This window comes from bacterium (assembly GCA_039961635.1).
Classification (GTDB): domain Bacteria; phylum 4484-113; class 4484-113; order JAGGVC01; family JAGGVC01; genus JABRWB01.
Genome location: JABRWB010000027.1, coordinates 47,501 through 62,852 on the forward strand (window position 1 = coordinate 47,501; position 15,352 = coordinate 62,852).

Annotated in this window: 16 protein-coding genes (1 of these 16 only partly in view); all 16 read right to left on the reverse strand. The window is 55.3% G+C overall.

Annotated features, from left to right (window positions below; genetic code table 11):
- On the reverse strand, positions 1–2,409 hold the 5' portion of the coding sequence (locus tag HRF49_04210) for an ATP-dependent Clp protease ATP-binding subunit (GenBank protein MEP0813852.1). Its footprint begins 123 nt before the window's first position; only the first 2,409 of its 2,532 coding nucleotides appear in the window; the start codon lies at positions 2,407–2,409; its stop codon lies beyond the left edge, outside the window.
- Between the two features lie 134 nt (positions 2,410–2,543).
- Positions 2,544–3,524 carry a branched-chain-amino-acid transaminase gene (ilvE, locus tag HRF49_04215; protein ID MEP0813853.1) on the reverse strand — a complete coding sequence of 327 codons (981 nt, stop codon included), beginning with the start codon at positions 3,522–3,524 and terminating at the stop codon, positions 2,544–2,546.
- 74 nt (positions 3,525–3,598) lie between these two features.
- Positions 3,599–5,794: a serine carboxypeptidase gene (locus HRF49_04220; GenBank protein ID MEP0813854.1), complete on the reverse strand. Its 2,196-nt coding sequence runs from the start codon at positions 5,792–5,794 to the stop codon at positions 3,599–3,601.
- The gene (locus HRF49_04225) at positions 5,791–6,510 is read right to left on the reverse strand and encodes a metal-dependent hydrolase (GenBank protein ID MEP0813855.1); all 720 of its coding nucleotides are present in this window, start codon (positions 6,508–6,510) and stop codon (positions 5,791–5,793) included. Before HRF49_04225 ends, HRF49_04220 begins: the two co-directional genes overlap by 4 nt.
- Positions 6,507–7,922, reverse strand: a complete 1,416-nt coding sequence (locus tag HRF49_04230; GenBank protein ID MEP0813856.1) for a phosphoglucosamine mutase — start codon at positions 7,920–7,922, stop codon at positions 6,507–6,509. The genes HRF49_04225 and HRF49_04230 overlap by 4 nt, the downstream gene beginning before the upstream one ends.
- A complete protein-coding gene (locus HRF49_04235; GenBank protein ID MEP0813857.1) occupies positions 7,919–9,121 on the reverse strand; it encodes a hypothetical protein in 1,203 nt (400 codons plus the stop codon). The genes HRF49_04230 and HRF49_04235 overlap by 4 nt, the downstream gene beginning before the upstream one ends.
- 18 nt (positions 9,122–9,139) lie before the next feature.
- Positions 9,140–9,937 carry a TIGR00159 family protein gene (locus tag HRF49_04240; protein MEP0813858.1) on the reverse strand — a complete coding sequence of 266 codons (798 nt, stop codon included), beginning with the start codon at positions 9,935–9,937 and terminating at the stop codon, positions 9,140–9,142.
- A 9-nt stretch (positions 9,938–9,946) separates the two neighbouring features.
- On the reverse strand, positions 9,947–10,768 hold the full coding sequence (locus HRF49_04245; protein MEP0813859.1) for a C40 family peptidase: 822 nt from the start codon (positions 10,766–10,768) through the stop codon (positions 9,947–9,949).
- A 70-nt stretch (positions 10,769–10,838) separates the two neighbouring features.
- Positions 10,839–11,234 (reverse strand): 30S ribosomal protein S9, encoded by a 396-nt coding sequence (gene rpsI / locus HRF49_04250; GenBank protein ID MEP0813860.1) that lies wholly within the window; start codon positions 11,232–11,234, stop codon positions 10,839–10,841.
- Between the two features lie 22 nt (positions 11,235–11,256).
- Positions 11,257–11,706, reverse strand: a complete 450-nt coding sequence (gene rplM, locus HRF49_04255) for a 50S ribosomal protein L13 (GenBank protein MEP0813861.1) — start codon at positions 11,704–11,706, stop codon at positions 11,257–11,259.
- The gene (locus HRF49_04260; protein MEP0813862.1) at positions 11,699–12,487 is read right to left on the reverse strand and encodes a hypothetical protein; all 789 of its coding nucleotides are present in this window, start codon (positions 12,485–12,487) and stop codon (positions 11,699–11,701) included. The genes rplM and HRF49_04260 overlap by 8 nt, the downstream gene beginning before the upstream one ends.
- A 1-nt stretch (position 12,488) precedes the next feature.
- Positions 12,489–12,857: a 50S ribosomal protein L17 gene (rplQ, locus tag HRF49_04265; GenBank protein MEP0813863.1), complete on the reverse strand. Its 369-nt coding sequence runs from the start codon at positions 12,855–12,857 to the stop codon at positions 12,489–12,491.
- 18 nt (positions 12,858–12,875) lie between these two features.
- The gene (locus tag HRF49_04270) at positions 12,876–13,868 is read right to left on the reverse strand and encodes a DNA-directed RNA polymerase subunit alpha (GenBank protein MEP0813864.1); all 993 of its coding nucleotides are present in this window, start codon (positions 13,866–13,868) and stop codon (positions 12,876–12,878) included.
- A 9-nt stretch (positions 13,869–13,877) separates the two neighbouring features.
- Positions 13,878–14,507 carry a 30S ribosomal protein S4 gene (gene rpsD / locus HRF49_04275; protein ID MEP0813865.1) on the reverse strand — a complete coding sequence of 210 codons (630 nt, stop codon included), beginning with the start codon at positions 14,505–14,507 and terminating at the stop codon, positions 13,878–13,880.
- A 9-nt stretch (positions 14,508–14,516) separates the two neighbouring features.
- Positions 14,517–14,912, reverse strand: coding sequence for a 30S ribosomal protein S11 (gene rpsK / locus HRF49_04280; protein MEP0813866.1), 396 nt, complete (start codon positions 14,910–14,912; stop codon positions 14,517–14,519).
- Between the two features lie 48 nt (positions 14,913–14,960).
- The gene (gene rpsM / locus HRF49_04285) at positions 14,961–15,347 is read right to left on the reverse strand and encodes a 30S ribosomal protein S13 (protein ID MEP0813867.1); all 387 of its coding nucleotides are present in this window, start codon (positions 15,345–15,347) and stop codon (positions 14,961–14,963) included.
- Positions 15,348–15,352: the final 5 nt, after the last annotated feature.

Genomic DNA, 15,352 nt, shown 5'->3' on the forward strand with positions numbered 1-15,352 from the left:
GCCGATAATCAACTCGGACAGCGGATCCTCCACCTGGCGAACAACCGTTCGCTTCATATTGCGCGCTCCGTATGCGGGAGAAAAACCGCTGGCCACCAGATTTTCGATCACATCGTTGCTCCACTCGATATGGTAATCGAGCACCTGCAGATTGCCGCGCAGCTCCTGCAGGTAGATTTCGGTGATGTGTGCGATCTCCGGCTTCGTTAGCATGTTGAAATAAATCGTTTCATCGATACGGTTCAGAAATTCGGGCTTGAACGACTGCTTGAGGAAGCGCTCCGCGTTGCGCTTGTAACTAGTGTACAGAGACGCCAGGTCGTCTTCGGAAAGCTCGCCCTCGCGCCTCAATCCCACACGCGCGTCGTCCGACACCAGCTTTCCGCCGATATTCGTCGTGAAGATTATGACGCAGTTGTGGAAATAGACCTTGCGTCCCTGGCTGTCCGTTACGTTTCCTTCATCCAGCATCTGCATCAGAGTGTGGAACACATCCGGATGCGCCTTTTCCATTTCGTCGAAAAGCACGACGCTGTACGGCCGCAACCTTACCGCCTCTGTGAGCTGGCCACCCTCATCGTATCCTACGTAGCCGGGAGGACTGCCTATCAGTCGCGATACGGCGAACTTTTCCGTGTACTCGCTCATATCAATCCGGATGAGCGCGTCTGGATTGAGGAACAGATTGGTGGCAAGCACTTTTGCCAATTCCGTTTTGCCGACGCCCGTCGGGCCCACGAAAATGAATGTGCCTATCGGCCGGTTCGCGTGCTTGATGCCCGCATACGACCGCTTCAGCGCTTTTACTATCGTAGAAACCGCTTCGTCCTGCCCGATTATCCGGCTCCGGATGCGCTCGGAAAGTCCGACAAGCACGCGAGCCTCATCCTCGGTAAAGCTGGTCATCGGAATGCCCGTCCAAAGCTCCACTACTCTCGCCACGTCCTGTGCGGTTACAATTAGAGGCCGCTGCTCCTCGCGCCGATCGAACAGCGGCAGCGCGGGCGCGCGTTCCTCGGTTACCTCCTCATTTTCGTCCCCGTCGTCCGGCATAGGATGCTCGACGTCTGAAAGCCCTTGCATAAGCTGTTCGAATTCCTCGGGCGAGCCGTCGAATCCTTCATCGTCAGGTAGTTCGATGTCCGCATCCTCGGCGGAAATCTCGCCCTCGGGTTCGAGTGCTTTCCTGCCTTCCAAGTTGACCCACGCCGCGGCCTCGTCTATAACGTCTATCGCCTTGTCCGGCAGCTTACGGTCGTTGATGTATTTGGTTGAAAGGTAAACCGCCCGCTCGATGGCATCCGATCGGATCTTGACCCGATGGAAGTCCTCGTACTCCGGCTTGAGTCCCTCCAGGATCTGAACCGTTTCTTCATAAGTCGGCTCCTCGACGAAAATCGGCTGGAACCTGCGAGACAACGCGGCGTCTTTTTCGATGTACTTGCGGTACTCCTTGAACGTGGTCGCTCCTATGCAGCGAAGCTCGCCTCTTGCAAGCGACGGCTTGAGTATGTTCGAAGCGTCTAGGCTTCCCTCTGCGCTGCCCGCCCCAAGAATCGTGTGCAGCTCGTCAACAAAGATTATTATCTTGCCTTCGCTGGCCCGGATTTCGTTGATGAGCTGTTTCAAGCGCTCCTCGAATTCACCGCGGAATTTGGTGCCTGCGACGATTCCCGCAAGGTCTATCGCAAGCACGCGGCGCTTCTTGAGCAACCACGGCACTTCATTCTTCATTATCCGGTGAGCAAGACCTTCCACAATCGCGGTTTTACCCACGCCCGCCTCGCCCACCAGAATCGGGTTATTCTTCGTCCGCTTACATAAAATGTGGATAAGACGATCGATTTCCTTGTCGCGGCCGATGACGGGATCGAGCTTACCAGCCTGCGCCAGACGCGTGAGATCGCGCGAAAAGCGCTCGATGATCGAGTCCTCTTCCTTGCCCTGCCCTCCGGGGCCGCTAAACTCGGTGCTTTTGAGGAATTTGGTGAAGGCGTTGCGAAGGACGGTTTGGTCGAGGTTGAATTCCTTGAACAGAAAGAAAATGGTCGTGTTGCGTTCCACGCTCATCGCGATGAGCAAATGGATGGTGCGGATCTCCGAATGGTGGAATCGGTTGATCTCGCGGTACGCGTTGTCGAACAGGTTGATCGTCCGGCGGCCAAACGTCGGCTCGTGCTTGTAGCTGCCCTGGTTCTTGTACAGGTAGTTCTCAAGCACGTAGGTCATCTTGGCCGCGTTGACCTTTAGAGAGCGCAGCACCTTCATCGCGCTCGAATTCTTCTGGTGAAGAATGGCGAACAGGATGTGCTCCGGCTCCACGAACGTGTTGTTGAACCGGATGCAGTATTCCCGCGCCTTGGTTATCGCGTTCCGGGCCGGAAACGAAAACTTACTAAGGAAATCCATCTACTCATCTGCTCCTTCGGGGGAGACGTGCCATTGCGGATAAAGGCTCGAAAAGCAAATGCCAATGGCAATGCATCACCCAACGGATGCTAATTATACCTGAGCCACCGGTTATTTGCCGAAAAAAAAGCACCTCACCCCTTTGTCGCGGCGGGTCGCGGAATCGGCGTTCCGTGCCGCGCCACGTATCCGGGAAATGCCTCTTTCAGGGAACGGTAAACTTCAAAAGAATTAATCCCGTCGCCAATCGTTCTGCCGTCAATGTCTCGAACGGCAACAAGTTCGGCGGCGGTGCCGGTCAGAAAGCACTCGTCCGCACCGTAAAGGTCGAACACAGTAAGCCTGCGTTCGCGAGTTTCAATGCCCAATTCATCCGCAATCTCAAGCACCGAATTGCGCGTTATGCCGGGAAGTATGCCTTCGTTGACGTCGGGCGTTGAAAGGACGCCGTTTTTCACCACAAATACGTTGTCCGCGGTGGCCTCTGTGACATAGCCTTCTCGGGAGATCATTATCCCCTCGGATACGAGCAGCATCTTCTCCTCGTCGGAAAGCGATGTAAAGGAACGGCCGCCTGTCCAGGCGTTGTAATTATTGACCTGAATCATGCCGAGTATGTTGTTTACGTAGTTGAGGGACTTGACCATGGGAGACAGGCCGACGACGGGCTTCTGCGGCACCGCCAAGGTGACAACACGCAGCCCGTTTTCGTAAAAGAACCTTGGATAAAGTTGAATATCCGCAGTGATTATGAAAACCGTCGCTCCGCCGGTGCACTTGTTCGGATTAATCCCCAGGTCGCCGGGGCCGCGGGTTACCACGAGGCGGATGTAAGCGTTGCCGTAAAGGTCGTTCGCCGCAAGGGTTTCCAGAACAGCCGCTTCCATTTCGTTTTTGGCCATTCCGATATCAAGTGAGAGGTACCGCGCCGAGTCATACAGCCTGTCCAAGTGCTCGTCAAGGCGGAAAACCGCGCCGTTGTAAGAGCGGATGCCTTCAAACACGCCGTCGCCGTACAGCAGGCCGTGGTCGAAAACGGAGATTCCGGCTTCTGCGGCGGGAACGATTCGGCCGTTAAAGTAGACCTTGAGATTCGGATTCTCGACAATTGTCATAGCGGCTCCGCAATCCTTCTGGATGGCGTGGCGATTATAACATGCACCCGATGGGTAGGATAACTTGGGGACGTCTATCCGTAAGCCCGGCGGCGCGCTTTTCGCACCAAGTCTATTCGCTCTTCATCTATTAGTTGGCCGAAGCTGCGAAGGCCCGCCAGCTTGAAACCATGTTTTTTGCCCATTTCCGCGGTCAACTCCACTTTGGACTTATGAATCGTTCTCCCCAGCGTGAAATGCGTGGTTATTCCTTCCAGAGCTAAAAGTATCGTCTCGGCCAAACAGGCGTAGATGGTGTTCGGGGGAAGGCCGATGTCGAACCCGAGGTCCGTTGGTGACGGAAGCGCTATTTCGCCGCTTTCAATCACCAGCACGTCGGGCCGCGCCCGCGCACTTTCTTCCGCGATGTCCGGCGGCCGAGCTACGTCGCAAACCAGCGCGCCCGGCTTTAGGTGCTCAACGCCGACTATCGGATCGATCGCGCTTGTCGTAGTAACGACAATATCCGCGCGTTTTATATGATCCTTGACGTTGGTCGTCGTTGACAGAACTATCTCCGGAGCTTCGCGCGATATAAGCGCGCCGAGCGCGATCAGCCTCTCCGGTCTCGGCGAAACAAGGACTATTTCCCTCACCTTGTCGGCAAGCAGCCGGGCGAGAACGCTGCCGATGGAGCCTGTTGCGCCGACGACCATTGCGGTCGAACGAGGAAGCTCTATCCCGATTCGCGCGGAGGCTTGACTTATCGTTTCGAGCGTCGCCGCAACTGTGTATGAATTGCCCGTCGTTATCGCAATCGGGCTGCGCCTCGCAACACTTACGCCCGCGTCTCCCACGACAGAAGTGAACGCGCCCAGACCCATAACCGATGCGCCGAGCTCTTGGCCTATCCCCGCCAATTCGACGAGCCTCTCATATACCTGTTCCGGTGGCATACGAAGCATCAAGCGCGGGGTTATGGGCAATACTAGTATCCAGCCTTCGGCCAGCGCGCCTGTTTCGGAAATGATCGTTCCCGTTCGACTTGCAACAAACGACGGTGTTTTGGCGGCGATCGCCTCCATCATCCCTTCGGTCATCACGCCGCGGAACCGGCGCAAAACCGGATGGCGCGCAAGCTGCCCCGGCGTGAGCGGATGAATGACGAAACAGAACTTTGCGGTTTCCGGGCTTGCCGAAAAAACCGCCGGCGGAACATCCTGCGCGAACGGCAAGGGCGAAGCGCTTTCCAGCGCGCGTTCGTCATGCACGGGCATTGGCGCAACAGGAGGCTCGAAAGAGATGATTTCCGGCACGGGCATAAGCCTGATTATTTCATCCAAGTACCTATCGCGCCTGTGGCCCACTTTGCCCCGAGTCGCGAGAGTCATCACAGCTTCCATTACGCTCGCGCTTACGCGCTTGCCGGACAATACCGGCGTCAGTGACGCCACGGTGCTCGTGCCGCGCGACCGCAGCCACTCGACTTCATCGTCCGAGCGCAGGTTGGTTACGACCACTTTGCCGTCGAGCGATTGCGGGGCGTAGCGTTTTAAATATGTCATCCCGCCGACGATTACTTCCGACCAATAAAAGACTTGGCGCCAACGCGGCAGTAATTTGGGACGGCGACGCGCGCCGGGAAAATACCAATCAAGAGGCGCGCGCGTGACAATTCCGAGAATAAGCGGCGAAAAGGCGCGCACCTGTCCCAAACTGAAAAGCGGAATGCCCAGTCGCAGGTTGTACATCAGATCGCCGTAAATCGTCTGTGCGCTGGCGGCGGAAAGTACCTCGCTAACCCCCCATCGATCTATGCCCGACAAAACAAGTGTGCGCCTATTTGAAATATCTCCTTGGAGCGATTCAACGATAAGCCTGGTCAAATGGCGATCCACAGTATCTTTGGAGCGAATTCCGTCGCAGACGTACAGCGGCGTATTTTCCTCCTCCGACAACAACCCGCGCAACTGCTTGTGCCGATAATACTTGTCACCAACAGTGTAGGTAAGCGAGAATCCGGACAACGCGACCGCGTCGAACTGACCTCGCGCGGCGGAAATTAGGTTTTCTACATTGCCGACATCGCGTCGTCCCGCGGCAACTTCGACTTCTACCGGAGTGCCAAGATAATCGAATGAATAGCGTGCTTCCGCAACATCTGCGGGAAAGTAAATTTCAAGTATTCGAAAACCGTTCGGATGGGCCTCGCCTGCAAATCCTTGCGAAGCATCGGCGCGCGACTCCGTCGCCCCTGCGTCAGAAACGGGTGTGAATTCAGGAGATTTCAAACCGCGGTCTCCGCGCCAGGTTCGGGAATGACAACCTTCGCGCCGCCCTCCGACAGCGCTCGGCGAATGTCCTCTTCCGGTGTCGCAATCACCGGAAATGTATCGTAGTGCATCGGGACGACGATTCGCGGCGACAATAGTTCGAGCGCGATGCGAGCAGCGCGAAGGTCCATGGTGAAATGACCACCGACGGGAAGAAGCACGATTTCGGGAGACCAGATGCGCCGGATGAACTCCATCTCGGCCATAAGCCAGGTGTCGCCGGCGTGATACAGCCTGCGCCCGTCCTCGAACGTGAAAACATAGCCGCAAGCGAGTCCCGCGGGTATAAGCATTTCGTCGACGGAATATGTTGACGAGTGCGTCGCCGGAACCATCGCGATGGATACGTTATTTATTTTCGCCTCGCCGCCGATGTTCATACCGACGGAATCTTCGGGCGTCAGGCCTCGCCCTTGCAATATAAGAACCAATTCGTACATCCCAACCACTTTCGGACGAAGCCGCTGGTAGATTTCGAGCGTATCGCCAACGTGATCCGCGTGGCCGTGGGTGAGCGCGATAACGTCGGCTTCCTTAATTTCTGCGCGCTTTTCCTCGTAAACCGGATTGCCGGTTAGAAATGGGTCTATAAGGACGACAGAGCCTTGGGGCGAGCGGACCAGAAAACTGGAATGGCCATACCATGTCAATTTAATCGAACCGACTTCGCTCACTTTGAACCTCCTGCTGAAATCGCGCGGGGCGCGCACGCGCGGGCGCGGTTTTGCGCATCCCACTCCATTATCGCGGCACACGCGGCTTTTAGAACCTTTTTGGCCAGCGCGGCGCTTTTGCTTTCCGTCATCACACGGATTAGCGGCTCGGTGCCGGAAGGACGCACCAGCAAACGCACCTTTCCCGAATAATCGGCGGAAAGCGCGGACAGCGATGCGGAAACTTTTTTGTCTGCGTCCCAGCCGTCCTTGGTCAGCACGCGTAAGTTTTCAAGATATTGCGGGTACACGGGGATGTCTGAGGTCAATTCCGAAATCGTCTTGCCTGTGGAGTAAACGAGTTTTACGATGGACGCCGCCGCAAGCAGACCGTCTCCGGAGCAGCTTTTGTCCAACAATATTAAGTGTCCGCTCTGCTCACCGCCAAGCAACAATCCCCGCTCAACGAGCTGGTCCATCACGTTTTTGTCGCCGACCGGAACGCGGTGCATCTCGATATTGTGATTCGCGAGAAATTCCTCAAGACCGAGGTTGCTCATAACGGTCACAACAACCGCCCCGGAATTGCGGTATTTCCGCTCATGCACGGCCAGCGCGCCGATAAGCCTGTCACCGTTGATCTCTTTCCCGGAGGAGTCCACCACAAGCACGCGATCGCCATCGCCGTCAAACGCGAAACCGATGTCGGCGGAATGCTTGCGAACCGCTTTGGAAAGCGGACCAAGGTTCATCGAGCCGCAGTTCTGATTGATTCTTGTGCCGTCAAACTCGGCATTCAGAAAAACGTGATCGCCCGGAAATCCGCCAAAAACGCTTTTGCAGACTTTTCCTGTGGCACCGTACGCGCAATCGAATACGAACTTAAGAGGCCTGCCGAAAATCCCCGCGGAAGCCGCCCTTTTTGCGTTGGGCAGCGCCGACCTAACGAAACGAGTGTATTTATCCGCAAGATTCTTGGCTTCGATTGACCGTCCGAAATACGGCGCGGTGGAACTGTCTCTTAATCCGGATGCGATGCCTTTTTCGATTTCGCGCTCCGCGCTTTCGGGTAGTTTGCGCCCATCGGGACCGAATATCTTAATTCCATTGTCTTGAATCGGATTATGGCTGGCCGTAATCATGAATCCGCCGGCAATTCCGTTCCCCGCCAACAGCCACGGCACCGCGGGCGTTGGAACCACTCCGCACCGAAGCACGCTGGCGCCGGACATCGTTATCCCGGCGGACAAAGCCGCTTCTAGCATGTCCGAAGACAGACGAGGATCCTTGCCCACAAGAAAGCTCAACGACGAAGCATTATTTGCGCATTTTGCAAGTGCGCGCGCCGCATGAAAACCGAGGGATAGCGCAATTTCCGCGGTTAGCTCGACGCCGGCCACGCCGCGGAGCCCGTCGGTGCCGAATCGGATCAACTTTCCCCTCCAAGCGCTATTTCCACATCCACTTCAGATGGGAAAATCGATGCATTCTTGATTTTGGGATCGAGCACAATCTGTGGGACTATTCTGTATTCGCCCGGCGGAAGCCCCGAAATGTCAAGGAGGGCTTTGATCGTTGCTCTTTCCGCATCCGTCAAAAGCGCGATTTCACTCGCGGAGATTACAACATAGCCGGGTTTGACGAGCACGTTCGTCCCCTTTTCGCCGCCCACGACTTCGATCGTTCTGTTCAAAGATGATGACGCACGCGTAGTAGTATCGATTACATTCACGGTGACTTTGGCCGTCTGAAGCAATCCCTCGGTGTTTGAAAATCCGTAATTTATCTTTACGTCTTTTTTAAAGCCCGTTTTCACCCCCGCAAGATCTATCGGTTCGGTATAAACGACCGAAACATCGTGTCCCTCGACTAACTCAAGAGGTACCGTAAGATATCGAGGCTCGATTTCAACATCGAATGCAAATCCGGGCGCGGGCTCCCCTTTGATTTCCGGGAAAAGCTTCAATATCCTGACATTCGAAAGCGAGGAAACCTTCAGCTCGTAACGGGCGACCGTTCTGTCCATCGAAAAAAGCGATCGCGGAAGCGGCTGGTATTTGTCATCGAACAGCTCTATATCCGCTATTCGGGTTTCGTTTTTGTTCCGCTGCGTAAGCTGCACTTCAACCATTGCATGAGCGACTCTGTCCACTTCTTCCGGGGCTCCGGATACCCGCACCTCTTCCGGCTGGATGGTAAGTTCGCTCTCGATGAAATCCGGATGAAGACGCCCTACGCGGCTGACTTCAATCTTAAGAACGCGCGTTTTCTTTTCCTTTAACGATATGCCGATCGTGCCCGGTCCCTTCACAACGTCAACGCCCGGTGCAAGAGGTATGTTAACCTCCGCTTCGTAATTGCCGGGAGCTACGTAGTTTTCCAGATTTATCGTCGACGCGGGCGTGTTCGTGCGAAGCTTTCGGACCACCGAAAGCGGCCCCCTGACCTGAAACGATACGGTTGACGGAAGCTGGCCCGAAAGAACGAGATTAGCGTTCAATCCGTTCATTACGAGCGGAGATTTAATCGTTTCAGTTATTTTGTAATCCAGGCTGTTTACGAATGCGGACAGAGCCATGGCCAAAACCAGCGCCCAAAGCTTGAGTCCCCAGTTTGCAAAAACGCCTTTCAACCGCATCCTCAGAAATCTCTAGTCCAGTACGAGCCTTGGCATCACGCTCGATCTCGACGGATCGGGCTTGAGCAACAGCCGGGTAAGAGCAAGTACCTGCTCGCCCGTAAGGTTGTACGCGATCCGACCGTTATGGCAAACGCTCATTGCGCCTGTCTCCTCGCTTACAACAAGCACAACCACTTCCGCGCGCTCGGTTATTCCAATCGCAGCATGATGGCGCGAGCCAAGCTGCCTGATCGTCTGCTCGCGCTCGGAAAGCGGGAAGAAACAACCTGCATAGCTGATAATGTCCCCGTCAATCACTATCGCGCCGTCATGAAGAGGCGCGCTCGTGTCGAATATAGACAAAATCAGTCCGGCGCTGGTAAGCGCGTCAAGCCTTTGACCAAGCACCATATCATCCAGAGCGGACGGATTCTGAATGAACGCTATCAGTCCGCCGATGCGTTTTTCGCTCATCACCCCCAACGCTCCGACGACTTCTTCGAGCAGGTCTTCGGTACCCTTCGAAGGCTCATCTTCGAAAAACGGCCTGATAAACAATCGGGTTTGGGCGGCACGCTCAAGAAAATGCCTGATTTCAGGCGTGAAAATGATAATCAAAGCGATCGGACCCACGAGCAGCACTTTTTCAAGCACCCAAACGAGAGTCAGAAGCTGGAGTACGGAACAAATGTAATAGACCGCGCCGAGAAGCGCGATGACAAGCAATACGATGAACGTCTTCGTTCCCCTGACGAAGTAAAGCAGGTAATAAATAATGACGGCGACGATCAGTACATCGAGAACCTGCTGCCACTGGAAGAGGGGCAAGAGATCCTCCTAATACCGGCGAGCCAGGACAAGGTGATCATAGTAGTATTCTTCGTACAAACTTGAAATACCAACCTTGCCCAGGCTTGACGCGGCATGTATGAACTTGCCGCCGCCGAGGTAAATTCCCGTATGACCGATTTGCCTGTAATTTTTGTCGCTGAAAAACAGAACGTCTCCGGGCTTCAGCGCATCGAATGAAACATACTTGCCGTACTTCGCCTGTACGCTTGCTTTATGCGTGATGGTAAACCCCTGATCGCGAAGGCATTGCAGAATCAGGCCGGAGCAGTCAATGCCATTCTTGGATTCGCCGCCCCATTTGTATTTTGTGCCCATATAGGTTTTGGCAACTTCGATAAAACGATTGGGATCGACCCTAGGCGTGTAATTAATATTTGGTTCGTAACGCCCCTGGTAAACCCCTTCCGTGAATTCGTTTTCAATTACGAAAAAGCTGTCCTCAAGCCAATACCAATCCGCATCGGGCGCACGCACGTAGGCCTGCGGCTCGGGAATATCCACGATGTCCGTGGTAAGTACACCATCCAGAGGATCCAGGTAAAGGAAGCTTCCGGAAACTTCGTCCTTTATGAGGTAAAAGCCCTGAATCGTGTCTATTCTGGCAAATTCCTCACCCATTGCGGAAGTTCTGGCGATTTCGCTACCACCGTCAGCCCGCCTGTACAAGGGCGCCCCTTCTCTGACCACGCGGACGATAACGACATCCCGATTTTCTTCCTGGGCGAAAGCGGCTGACGCGTTCATCGAGACGGCGAGCGCCGCGATGAAAACAAACGAAACCAACGCTTTTAATTTACGCAAAATCAAGCCGATCGAACCACCATCAGCTCCAGTCGGGGCTGCCAAACCAAACTTGGATTATACCACCGCCTTGGGCTTATCGCTTGCTGAACTGGAAGCGCTTGCGAGCCCTCTTCTGGCCGTACTTTTTCCTCTCCTTGGCGCGAGGATCCCTGGTCAGGAATCCTTCGGCCTTCAACTTGGCCCTCAAGTCAGGATTAAGTGTGACAAAGTACCTTGCTACGCCGAGTCTGACCGCGTCGGCTTGGCCCGCGATTCCACCGCCCGTCACGTTTACGTGGATGTCGTATTGGTCCTCGACCTCAAGCTTCTTGAGAACTTCGAGGATCCGCATCTGGTCGCCGTAACGCGGAAAATAGTTGGTAAACTCGCGCCCGTTGACCAGGATGCTGCCGCTTCCTTTTTCCAAATATACGCGCGCAACCGCGGTTTTACGCCTGCCGACTGTAATGTTTCTATGCTCTTCGCTCATTCGACCCACACTCTCCTGGACGCTAGTTTCCCGTTCCTTGTTCGTTCTTCAATGGCTTCGGCTGCTGCGCCTTGTGCGGATGATCCGGTCCGGCGTAAACCTTCAATTTGTGAATCAGCCGCCTGCCTAACCTATTCCGGGGAATCATTAGCTTAACGGCATCGCGGAAAACTTCCGCGGAGTCCCTGCTCATCCTTTCGGAAAGGGTTCTCACTTTGATTCCGCCCGGATAGCCGCTGGCCCTGAAATACTGCTTGGAATTCAGCTTGGTTCCTGTCACCTTAATTTTGGACGCGTTGATCGCGACCACGAAATCGCCGCAATCCTGCCCTTGGGTGAACTCCGGCTTGTGCTTGCCCGTGAGGAGTCCGGCGACAAGCGATGCTGCGCGGCCAAGCACCATACCGTCCAAATCTACGAGCAGCCAGTTCCGCTCCACGGTATTCCTGTTGAAGAAACTAGTTCTATTCATTTTGTAACCTCTCGAACAACACCCGCCAAAGGAAAAGCCCTTCCGGCGGCGCCAAAAACACCCTCGGAAGCGCCGTTCCCCGGAAAAGCGAGGACTCGAAAGTCCTCATTTCCAGCTCGCCGCGCCCGACGGCGAAAATGCTGCCGGCCAGCCGCCTGACCATCTGGTGCAGGAACCTGTCGGCCTCGATTCTAAACTCGCCCCTGGTTCCCAGCAACCTGAAGGATGCGGAGAAAATCCTGCAAATTCCGCTTGTCAATCCTCCGCCGCTTCCGGAAAACGCCTTGAAACTGCATGCTCCCGGAATCAGCGAAACCGCCTTCCGCACCAAATCAATATTCAGTCCGCCGTCAATTCTTGCGCAAAATCTCGCTTCGTGAATTTCCGGCGGTTTCCCGATTCGAAAACGGTACCGGTATTCGCGCCTGGATGCAGCGAACCGGGCGTTGAATCCGGCGGGAACCGTCTCGCACTTCGACACCAAGATGTCGCGGGGAAGCTTGGCGCTTAGCGCCCTTACAAGCCTCTCCGGGCCCGGGCCGCACTTCGGAAAAACGATTGCCGATGCCGCAGTCTTGCGGGCGTGCACTCCTTTGTCGGTTCTGGAGGAAGGAATTAGCTTCACCGTCCTTCCGTACAGCCCCGCCAGCACCGATTCGAGTTCTCCTGAAACGGTTCGCTTACCGGGCTGAATCTGTGAACCGGCAAAATCGGTTCCGTCATAGCCATACCAAATTAAAATGTTCAGTCCATCCTCGGCCTTGTGAATCGCGGCCGTCATTTTACTGCTCCGGGAAACCCGGCACTACAAGCCGGACCAAAAGCGAACCGTCGCCGCGCCTGAATCCGACCTTGTACTCTTTAAGATATCCGCCGTCAGTGCGATCCTTGACCGCGGGAAGCACGTTCTTCTCAAGGCTGTAAAGCACTTCCTTGGTGTAAAGAACCTTCATCGCTTCCCTCATGTCGTGAACAGCCCCGGCACGAGCCCTTGTTATCATCCTTTCTGCAATGCGCTTAACTTCGCGAGCCCGCACTTTGGTGGTCGTGATGTGCCCGTGAAGAAGAAGCGACGAGACCTGGCCGCGCAGCAGAGCGACCCGCTGATCCCACGGCTTGTTAAGTTTCGCGTTGCCTCGTTTGTGTCTCATTTACGCACCTCCGCCCGATTACTCGGACTCCTCTCTAAGCGAAAGGTTCATCTCGTTAAGCTTGTCAACAATCTCCTCGAGTGACTTTTCACCAAAGCTCTTGAGAGCGAGAAGCTGCTCCGGCGTGTACTCGATAAGCTCCGCGACCGTTGTAATGTTGGCAATATCCAGACAGTTCTTGGCGCGACGAGATAGCCCGAGCTCGTCAATCGTTTTGGAGATGTTGCGCTGGTATTCGAAACTCTGCTCCTTCTTTTTCTCTTCGAATACTTCCTCCTCGACCTGGTGGCATGACACCCAATCGAAGTACTTTCGAAGTTCGACTGCAGCCTCGGTGAGGATCCGGTCAGGCGACTTAGTGCCGTTTGTGTCGATCGTCAGTATCAGCCGCTCATAGTTGGTGTCACTTCCGACGCGAGTATTTTCCCAGCTGTAGGCCACCTGCCTGACCGGGCTGTAATTGCTGTCGAAAGTTAATATTCCGATCGCCTGATCCTTGCTCTTTAGCTCCGAAGCAGGCACAAATCCAACCCCGGAAGTGATCGTCGCTTCAATGTGAAGCGATCGCTTGGGATCGGTTATCGTGCAGATGTAGTGATCCTCCGGCTGCAAAATTTCGACTTCCGGATTGTACTGGAATTCATCCGCGTAAATCTCGCTTTCGCCCGTGACATCGAGAACGATCGTTGACTGGCTGACTCCGTTCAACCGCACGCGCATTCTGCGGATGTTGTGAAGCAACTCGACCGTGTCTTCCAGAATACCGTCGAGAGCCGCGAATTCGTGCTCAACGCCATCAATGCGCACTTTGCTGACCGACCAGCCCTGGATGCTTGACAACAGGACGCGCCTCAGCGCGTTGCCGATCGTCACGCCGTAGCCGCGCGGAAGAGGCTCCAGCGTGAACCTGCCCCTGTTTTTGTTGTCGTCCAGGTCCTTGTCAAGTTTGAGCAAGTCGAAAACCTTCGACTTGCTCCCGATGATTCGATTGTAGGTTTCGGAATAATCCATTTGTCCCACCTATACCAGCTTCGAGTAATACTCAACAATTAATGCGGGATCGAAGGAATCTTCCATCTCGCCCGTTTCCGGCAGCCGTTCCACCTGGGCGGTCCAGTTTTCGAGGTCGCATTTGAGCCAGTGATCCGCCGGAAGGGATTCCACCAGCTCCTTTTGCTCCCTGAAATACGCCGTCTTGCGTCGGCTGTCCTTTACTTCGATTTTGTCGCCCACCGACACACCGTAGCTGGGAATGTTGACCACGCGGCCGTTAACCTTGAAATGGCGGTGCAGCACGAGCTGGCGAGCCAGCGCGCGGCTGGACGCCCAACCAAGGCGGAAAATCACATTGTCGAGACGCGTTTCAAGCTGCCGTACCAGCTCCTCGCCGGTGACGCCCTTGGAGGCCTTCGCGCGAATGAAGTAATTGCGGAACTGCCTCTCGTAAATCCCGAACACACGCCGCCCGATTTGCTTTTCCTTCAAATGAACAGAGTAATCGGTGGCCTTTCCGCGCCTGCGCTTGGGGCCTGGCGGGGTCTGCCTGCGCTCGAAGCTGCACTTCTCGCTATAGCAGCGCTGGCCCTTGAGAAAGAGCTTTTTGCCGAGCGCCCGGCACTGCCTGCAAACCGATCCTGTGTATCTTCCCATGGTTTTCTCCTATACCCTCCGCCTCTTGCGCGGCCTGCAGCCGTTGTGAGGAACCGGCGTCGTGTCCTTGATAAGCGATACTTTGAATCCCATATTGTTGACCGTGCGAACAGCAGCATCCTTACCGCTACCGGGACCCTGGGAAAAGATGCTCACCTCTCGCAGACCATGCTCTTGCGCCGTTCGAAGCGCGGCTTCGGTGGCGATTTGAGCGGCGTACGCCGTGCCCTTTTTCGCGCCTTTGAAACCGCGGCTGCCGGAGCTCGACCAGGCGATAAGGTTACCGCGGTCATCTGTAATGCTGACGAGCGTGTTGTTGAACGTGGCCTGGATGTACACCCGGCCTACGGGCACGTTTTTTTTCTCTTTCTTCTTTCCACCGGTACGTTTGGTTGTTCTTGGCATAACTCCTCCGTAAATACCGCCGGGCATTGCCCAGACGGAGCCGAAAAACTACTTCTTGCCCGGCTTCTTCTTGCCGGCGATTGCCTGGCGCCTCGGCCCCTTGCGGGTGCGGGCGTTCGTGTGCGTGCGCTGGCCTCGGACGGGAAGCCCCCCGAGGTGGCGCATACCGCGATAAGAACGGATTTCGATCAACCGCTTTATGTTAAGCGTCACTTCCTTGCGCAGATCGCCCTCGGTCTTAACCCCGAGCTTGAGAATCTGCTCTCGGATGCGATTAACCTCGTCATCGGCGAGATCCTTGACGCGGCGGTCGGGGCTCACTTCGGCGGCGGCGAGAATCCGCTGGCTCGTCGTGAGTCCAATGCCGTAAATATACGTCAACGCAATCTCGATACGTTTGTTTTTGGGAAGATCTACGCCTTCAATGCGCGCCATAACCG

Bases quoted from the DNA above. Each gene is read 5' to 3' on its own strand.
- ilvE (MEP0813853.1), bottom strand. From the start codon at position 3,524: ATGACAATTGTCGAGAATCCGAATCTCAAGGTCTACTTTAACGGCCGA.
- rpsI (MEP0813860.1), bottom strand. From the start codon at position 11,234: ATGAGCGAAGAGCATAGAAACATTACAGTCGGCAGGCGTAAAACCGCG.
- rplM (MEP0813861.1), bottom strand. From the start codon at position 11,706: ATGAATAGAACTAGTTTCTTCAACAGGAATACCGTGGAGCGGAACTGG.
- HRF49_04260 (MEP0813862.1), bottom strand. From the start codon at position 12,487: ATGACGGCCGCGATTCACAAGGCCGAGGATGGACTGAACATTTTAATT.
- rplQ (MEP0813863.1), bottom strand. From the start codon at position 12,857: ATGAGACACAAACGAGGCAACGCGAAACTTAACAAGCCGTGGGATCAG.
- HRF49_04270 (MEP0813864.1), bottom strand. From the start codon at position 13,868: ATGGATTATTCCGAAACCTACAATCGAATCATCGGGAGCAAGTCGAAG.
- rpsD (MEP0813865.1), bottom strand. From the start codon at position 14,507: ATGGGAAGATACACAGGATCGGTTTGCAGGCAGTGCCGGGCGCTCGGC.
- rpsK (MEP0813866.1), bottom strand. From the start codon at position 14,912: ATGCCAAGAACAACCAAACGTACCGGTGGAAAGAAGAAAGAGAAAAAA.
- rpsM (MEP0813867.1), bottom strand. From the start codon at position 15,347: ATGGCGCGCATTGAAGGCGTAGATCTTCCCAAAAACAAACGTATCGAG.